Raw genomic sequence first — 6,547 nt, forward strand, 5'->3', positions numbered from 1 at the left:
AATGAATATTATCGAAGCCAAAAATATAAGCCTATGGTATGGCGATACGCAAGCGCTTAACAAGGTGAATCTGTCTATACCCACGCATCGCGTAACCGCGCTGATCGGACCGTCAGGCTGCGGAAAATCAACCTTCTTGCGCTCTCTTAACCGCATGAACGATCTGATTGAGGGCGTGCGAGTCGAGGGCACCATTAACTACGGTGGCGTGCCCATTACCAGCCCGAATATCGATGTAACCGCGCTGCGCAAAGAGGTGGGTATGGTTTTCCAGCAGCCGAACCCCTTCCCTATGAGTATTTACGACAATATTGCTTACGGTCCGCGCATTCAGGGCATTCGTCGCAAATCTGAGCTCGACGATATTGTGGAGCGCTCTCTTAAGGATGCGGCGATGTGGATGGAGGTGCGCGACCGTCTGCACAACAACGCTCTGGGCTTATCGGGCGGCCAGCAACAGCGTCTGTGCATTGCACGCGCTCTGGCCGTGGAACCGCAAGTACTGCTGATGGACGAATCGACCAGCGCTCTAGATCCGGTATCCACCGCCACTATCGAGGAGCTTATCGTGCGCCTTAAGCAGCGCTACACGGTGGTAATGGTTACGCACAATCTCCAGCAGGCCCACCGCATAAGCGACCAGTGCGCGTTCTTCCTTATGGGCGAAGTGGTGGAGTCGGATTCGAGCTCGCAAATCTTTAACCATCCGCGCGATATGCGCACCAGCGACTACGTGTCTGGCCGCTTCGGCTAAGCGCGGGCGTTCCCAGAAGATATAATGCGTTTTATGATCTACTACGTGGACGACGACACGAATATACGCGATCTTGCACTCTATTCGCTGCGCCAGTCAGGTTTATCTGCCGAGGGTTTCGAAAACGCTACCGATTTCCGTGCCGCCTGCGAGCGCGAACGTCCCGAACTTATTCTGCTCGATATTATGTTGCCGGGCGAGGATGGCTTAAGTATTCTCGCCAGCGTGCGCTCGCGTGCAGATTTGGCCGATGTGCCGGTTATGATGCTCACCGCGAAAGGCTCTGAATACGATAAAGTCGTTGGCCTCGACGCGGGTGCGGACGATTATTTAGCTAAACCTTTCGGCATGATGGAACTCGTAAGCCGCTGTAACGCTTTGCTGCGCCGGGCGGCGCGTGGTGCGGGCGCGGGTTCGGACGCAAACGCCGACCTTATTGAGTGCGGTCCGATTCGTATGCTCATCGATAGTCACGAAGCTAGCGTGCATAATACTGCTTTGGATTTAACGCCGAAGGAGTTTGCGGTGCTGGCTGTGCTGGCCGAGCATCCGGGTCACGTGTTTACGCGCCCGCAGCTGCTCGAGCAGGTGTGGGGTTTTAGTTATTGTGGCGAAACGCGTACAGTAGATACGCATATGCAAACGTTGCGGCGCAAGCTTAACGAGGCTGCTGATGGTGCCGGCGATCTTATTCAGACGGTGCGCGGCCTGGGCTACCGTGTGGCGCGGGCGAAGTAATGCGTACGCATAGTTTGGAGCGGCGCGTTTTTACGGCTCTGCTCACTCTGGCTTTAAGCGTTTTTCTGCTGACTGCCGCCTCCCTCGTTATGCTCAGTTGGACCGCCTACGAGCGCACAGCCGAGAACGAGCTGCATATCGATGCGACCCGTTACGCTCAGGTTTTGCGAGCGCGCGACGCCGCTTCTGCTCGTGCCATTATTTCTGCTCTTCCTAACACCGCTACCCGCTATACGCTGATTGATGGCGATGGCACAGTTTTAGCCGATACGAGCGTTCCGGCTACTTCTTTGGATAACCATAACGGCCGCGAGGAGATTGCTGCGGCTCGAGAACATGGCTCTGCGGTGGTTATTCGCCATTCGCATACTTTGCGCGAAGATTCGATGTATGCGGCCGCCCTCGTGCCGGGCACTTCTTTAGTTATTCGTGCTGCTCAAACTCGCACCTCTTTAGCCTCGTATTCTCTAAGCTTGGCACCTATGTTGGTGCTGATTGCTGTGGGTGTGGTGGCGTTAAGTATTGTTGCCGCGCGATTGCTTACCCGGCGTATTGTGCGACCATTGCGACGCATCGATTTGCGCAAACCCTTGGATAATGTGCCATACCACGAAATGCGGCCTCTCTTGGAGCGTGTGGACGAGCAGCGCCTCGAATTATTGGCGCGCAATGAGCGTTTAGAGCAGACGGCGAATTTGCGTCGTGAATTTACCAGCAACGTGAGCCACGATATGAAGTCGCCTTTGCAAGTAATCGGTGGCTATGCCGAACTCATTGAGCAAGGCGTGGCCAAGCCTGAGGATATACCACGTTTTGCTGGTATTATTCGCACAGAAGCTGCCTCCATGCGCACGCTTATCGACAATGTGCTCACTCTGTCTCAGCTTGATGAAGGCGGGCATTGGACGTTAAGCGCTATCGATATTGCGCCCATTTGCGAGCGCGTTATTGAGCGTTTACACACGAAAGCTCGCGAGCGCGGCGTGCGCGTGAATCTTCAAGCTGAGCATGTGCGCGCACTGGGGTCTGCACAGTTGGCTGAGCAAGTGCTCTATAACCTTATCGATAACGCTATTCAGCATGGTAAAGAAAACGGTACAGTCGACGTGGCAGTGCGCAAGACCGGCGAGAAGGTTGTTATTACCGTCTGCGATGACGGTCCGGGCGTGCCCGCCGAACTGCGCTCGCGCATTTTCGAGCGTTTCTACCGCGCAGACGCCGCGCGTTCTCGCACACACGGTAACACCGGCCTCGGCCTGGCAATCGCTAAACATGACTGCGCCACCATGCGCGGGCATATCGACGTATCCGACTCCCCCACAGGTGGCGCATGCTTTGCAGTTACGCTTAACGCGGTCGCGTAGACGCAACATCAAACGCGGCCTGAGCCAAAGCGTTGAGCTTGTCTAACTGAACTTTCTGCTCGGCCGTGCTTGTCGGCTCGAACGTGCCGTAGCGATGTTCGGCAGCCGTGCGAATCAAAAAATCAGAAAGCTGCGGGTTCTTCGGCAAAACGGAGCCATGCATATACGTGCCAATCACGTTATATTTGCGAGCCCCCTCGGTAAAATCGCTACCGTTATTGCCCGTGCCTTCGTTCTCGACGCGCGCCCACGGTTGCGTGCCATCGTCGTGCACAATCGTCTGACCGGAATGATTCTCGTAGCCCACAATCGCGCCGCACTGCTCGGTCTTCTCAACGAGGTTACCAATCATGCGTGTATCTTGACCCACCGTATGCACGCCCAGCACATGAATGCCCGGCAAACGCTGACCCTCATGCGTTTCGAAATACTCGCCAAACAGCTGATACAGTCCGCAAATTAACAGCATCGGCACACCGTCGGCAGCCAGCTGGCGCAAGGTATCGGCGCGTGCAAACAGGTCGTCGCTAATAACCGCCTGACCCTTATCTTGACCGCCGCCTCCCAGCACCAAATCGACCTGTTCTGGCCACGCATCACCCACGTTATACGCGTGAATGCGCGGCTCATAGCCGTACAAGCGAGCACGCAGTTCCACCGTTTTAACGTTTCCAGTGTCGCCGTAAATATTCATATCTTTCGGATACAGCGACACAATATCGAGTACGCGTGTGTTTGTTTGTGTAGTTCGCGTCATTTTACAGCCCCACATCCTCTACATCCGCCACACTCGCCAGCACTTTACGTGCGGCCAGCATAGACGTGTACGTGCAATACACATGCTTATCGCGGCCGGAACCGTTATTCACAAACGCGCGCACAGCCTCGTCGATATTCGGGTTAACGTTTTCTGCGTTTACACCGTCGTATGCCAAGCGTAAAGCCATATCCGTAGCGCGCACGCCCGAAACGCTTTGCACTCCACCAGCAGATAGCGAACTAAAGTCCACATCCCACAGCCAGCTCATATCGCGACCGTCTGCGTATTCGTCGTTAATAATAATCATCGTGTCGTGCTCGGCAGAATCAAAAGATTTTAACGCCAACCTAAAGCCCATTGGATTCTTCACCAAAATAAGCTCAACGTCACTATTTCCCACAGTAATTGATTCGCCACGACCAAAAGCAGGCGTTACTTGCGAAAGGGCGAGAACCATTTCTGCATGCGATGGACGTTTCTGCGGCTGCACTTCGCGAAGAACCGCGTCTACCACAGCGAGCGCGCCCGCCGCGTTAAAAGCGTTATACACTCCTTCGAGCTTTAACTGCGCGCTATACGTTCCTTCAGTCTGACCGAAAGCAAAAACTGCTTTTTTCTGCTTCAGCTCGGTAAGCGTTACTTGTGCTGGACGGTAATGCGCTAAATGATAGTTGAGCTTATCTTCTGTTTCGTGCATCGCGTCGTCAGAAGGGAAGAAACTCATTAAGTTATCGCTTAAACCGAAATAATCTGCGCGCGCGTTGCTCTGCACTTTTTCCGCAAGCGCAGCTACGCGCGGATCTTCACGGTTGAGCACAACCGTTCCCGTGGTCGCTTCAGCTACTGCCGAAAGCATTTTCGCGGTCGTATCGATCTCGCCAAAACGGTCGAGCTGATCGCGCAAAACGTTCAGCAGCAAACTATAACGCGGCTTCACTTTCTTTACGAAGTGAACCGCGTACGCTTCGTCAAGCTCTAAAACGGCAACGTCGGCGTGCAAGCGGCCAGATAAATCAACCTGATCGAGCAAAGCAGAAACAACTCCGCGCGTAAAATTCGATCCGGTAGGGTTCGTAAAAACGCGCAAACCCAACTGCTCCAACATAGACGCCGCAATGCGCGTGGTAGTGGTTTTACCGTTCGTTCCAGACACAAGCACCACTCCATACGGAAGTTGCGCTAAAGTGCGAGCCATAAAATCAGCGTCGATTGCTTCAACAACCTTGCCCGGCAACGCAGTACCGCCACCGCGCACACGAGCAGCAGCGCGTACCATTTTTCCCAGCGCAGGCGTTAAACGAGAAAAAACTGAAGATGCCATAGTAACTCCGTAATCTGTTGCTATCCTGTCTGAAAGTTCTAAACGCCCTGACTGTAGTCAGCAGCCATATCGGTAAAGCGCGAAAGATGTCCCTGGAAAGCAAGCGTAAAGGTAGCCGTTGGACCGTTACGATGCTTTGCCATAATAATATCTGCTTCACCCGGACGGTCTTCGGAATTATAAGCGTCTGGACGATGAACAAGCATAACCACGTCCGCATCCTGCTCAATAGAACCTGATTCGCGCAAATCGGAAATCATTGGCGTGCGGTCTGCTCGAGCTTCCGCGCCTCGGTTCAGCTGAGAAAGCGCAACCACAGGAACTTCCAACTCTTTTGCAAGCAGCTTGAGCGAGCGCGAAAACTCAGACACCTCTTGCTGACGAGATTCCACGCGCTTGCCAGAACTCATCAACTGCAAGTAATCAATCACTACTAAACGCAGACCTTGACGAGACAGACGGCGGCATTTCGAACGGATTTCCATCATAGACATGTTTGGCGAATCGTCGAGATAGAGCGGCGCATCGGAAATACGGTCTTGGAAAGCATTGAGTTTGCGCCATTCCTCTTCGTTAATATTATCCGCGTCGCGCAAGGCTTTGAGAGTAATACCCGTTTCTGCAGAAATAATACGCTGGGATAGTTCCAGCTTGCTCATTTCGAGCGAGAAAACAGCTGTTGGCATATTATGATGCAATGCTGCTGACCTTGCGAAATCGATGCCGATAGTGGACTTACCCATACCTGGACGGCCTGCTACAACAACCATCTGCCCCGGCTGCAAACCGTTCGTTACGTTATCAATATCGCGGAAGCCTGTAGGAACGCCAGGAGTGACGGTTCCCGCTTGGATTTCTTCGATATGGTCGAGAGTACTGCGCACGCTCTCACCAATAGACTGATAATCCTGACGAACATGACCGTCCGAAAGATGATAGACCGAGTTTTGCGCGAGATTGACAACCTCTTCTGCATCCGGACTTTCGGCGGCATAACCCATTTGAGCGATGCGCACGCCTGTTTGGATAACATCGCGTAGCATGGCATCACGATGCACAATATCGGCATAATGAATAGCGTTGATTGCCGCCGGAACAGCGTGAACAAGGCTGGCGAGATAGTCTACGCCGCCAACTTTTTCGAGCTCGTTTTTTACGCGCAGTGTGTCGGCCACCAACACTGGATCGACTTGCTCGCCGCCAGCAAAGCGCTCCACAATTGCTGAGTAAATCGTCTGATGCTTTGGCACGTAAAACTCGTGTGCATCGAGGATTTCGCTGACCTCTGCGATTACGTCATTGCTCATCAGCATGCCGCCAAGCACGGCCATTTCGGCTGTTTCGTCGTAGGGAGGCATTCCCATGAATACGTCGTCTGCGGTGCGGTTGCTTGTGCGGTTGTTTGATGAACGGTCGTAACCATTGCTATCGTAACCGCCGCGCGAGGAGTAGATTCGTTCATTGCTGTTTTCAGGCATATGCCCATTCTATGCGGATGGTTGTAGGAATACAGCAAAGACACAGAAATGGAGAATGCTCGAGAGCGATTGACCAAGCGTAGCATGTGGTTAGTCACATACGCGCAACCGATATGCCACTTTTGAAGCCAT

6 protein-coding genes are annotated in these 6,547 nt (G+C 53.4%); 3 read left to right on the top strand and 3 right to left on the bottom strand.

All coding sequences use genetic code 11. The annotated features are described in order from the left end of the window. Window position 1 precedes the first annotated feature (1 nt). The 3 genes from pstB to HMPREF2909_RS06770 are packed head-to-tail and all read left to right on the top strand — an operon-like array spanning window position 2 to window position 2,856. Window positions 2-754 carry a phosphate ABC transporter ATP-binding protein PstB gene (gene pstB, locus HMPREF2909_RS06760; RefSeq protein ID WP_071415680.1) on the top strand — a complete coding sequence of 251 codons (753 nt, stop codon included), beginning with the start codon at window positions 2-4 and terminating at the stop codon, window positions 752-754. A 33-nt stretch (window positions 755-787) separates the two neighbouring features. Next, window positions 788-1,492: a response regulator transcription factor gene (locus tag HMPREF2909_RS06765; RefSeq protein WP_071416021.1), complete on the top strand. Its 705-nt coding sequence runs from the start codon at window positions 788-790 to the stop codon at window positions 1,490-1,492. After that, window positions 1,492-2,856: a sensor histidine kinase gene (locus tag HMPREF2909_RS06770; RefSeq protein ID WP_071415681.1), complete on the top strand. Its 1,365-nt coding sequence runs from the start codon at window positions 1,492-1,494 to the stop codon at window positions 2,854-2,856. The genes HMPREF2909_RS06765 and HMPREF2909_RS06770 overlap by 1 nt, the downstream gene beginning before the upstream one ends. On the opposite strand, the gene HMPREF2909_RS09205 is transcribed toward HMPREF2909_RS06770, so the two are convergent. From HMPREF2909_RS09205 to dnaB, 3 genes are read right to left on the bottom strand one after another with little or no spacing between them, the layout of a single operon-like run. Beyond that, window positions 2,840-3,613: a type 1 glutamine amidotransferase gene (locus tag HMPREF2909_RS09205; RefSeq protein ID WP_071415682.1), complete on the bottom strand. Its 774-nt coding sequence runs from the start codon at window positions 3,611-3,613 to the stop codon at window positions 2,840-2,842. The genes HMPREF2909_RS06770 and HMPREF2909_RS09205 overlap by 17 nt on opposite strands. A gap of 1 nt (window position 3,614) precedes the next feature. Then, entirely contained in the window at window positions 3,615-4,937 is a 1,323-nt protein-coding gene (locus HMPREF2909_RS09210) for a Mur ligase family protein (RefSeq protein WP_071415683.1), read from the bottom strand. 38 nt (window positions 4,938-4,975) lie between these two features. Continuing rightward, window positions 4,976-6,415 (bottom strand): replicative DNA helicase, encoded by a 1,440-nt coding sequence (dnaB, locus tag HMPREF2909_RS06785; protein ID WP_071415684.1) that lies wholly within the window; start codon window positions 6,413-6,415, stop codon window positions 4,976-4,978. Window positions 6,416-6,547: the final 132 nt, after the last annotated feature.

It is taken from the genome of Alloscardovia sp. HMSC034E08 (assembly GCF_001813415.1).
In the GTDB taxonomy this organism is placed as follows: domain Bacteria; phylum Actinomycetota; class Actinomycetes; order Actinomycetales; family Bifidobacteriaceae; genus Alloscardovia; species Alloscardovia omnicolens.

What these genes read in the sequence shown, in the direction of transcription:
- HMPREF2909_RS09210 (WP_071415683.1), bottom strand. Translation starts at nt 4,937, where the DNA reads ATGGCATCTTCAGTTTTTTCTCGTTTAACGCCTGCGCTGGGAAAAATG.
- HMPREF2909_RS09205 (WP_071415682.1), bottom strand. Translation starts at nt 3,613, where the DNA reads ATGACGCGAACTACACAAACAAACACACGCGTACTCGATATTGTGTCG.
- HMPREF2909_RS06765 (WP_071416021.1), top strand. Translation starts at nt 788, where the DNA reads ATGATCTACTACGTGGACGACGACACGAATATACGCGATCTTGCACTC.
- HMPREF2909_RS06770 (WP_071415681.1), top strand. Translation starts at nt 1,492, where the DNA reads ATGCGTACGCATAGTTTGGAGCGGCGCGTTTTTACGGCTCTGCTCACT.
- dnaB (WP_071415684.1), bottom strand. Translation starts at nt 6,415, where the DNA reads ATGCCTGAAAACAGCAATGAACGAATCTACTCCTCGCGCGGCGGTTAC.
- pstB (WP_071415680.1), top strand. Translation starts at nt 2, where the DNA reads ATGAATATTATCGAAGCCAAAAATATAAGCCTATGGTATGGCGATACG.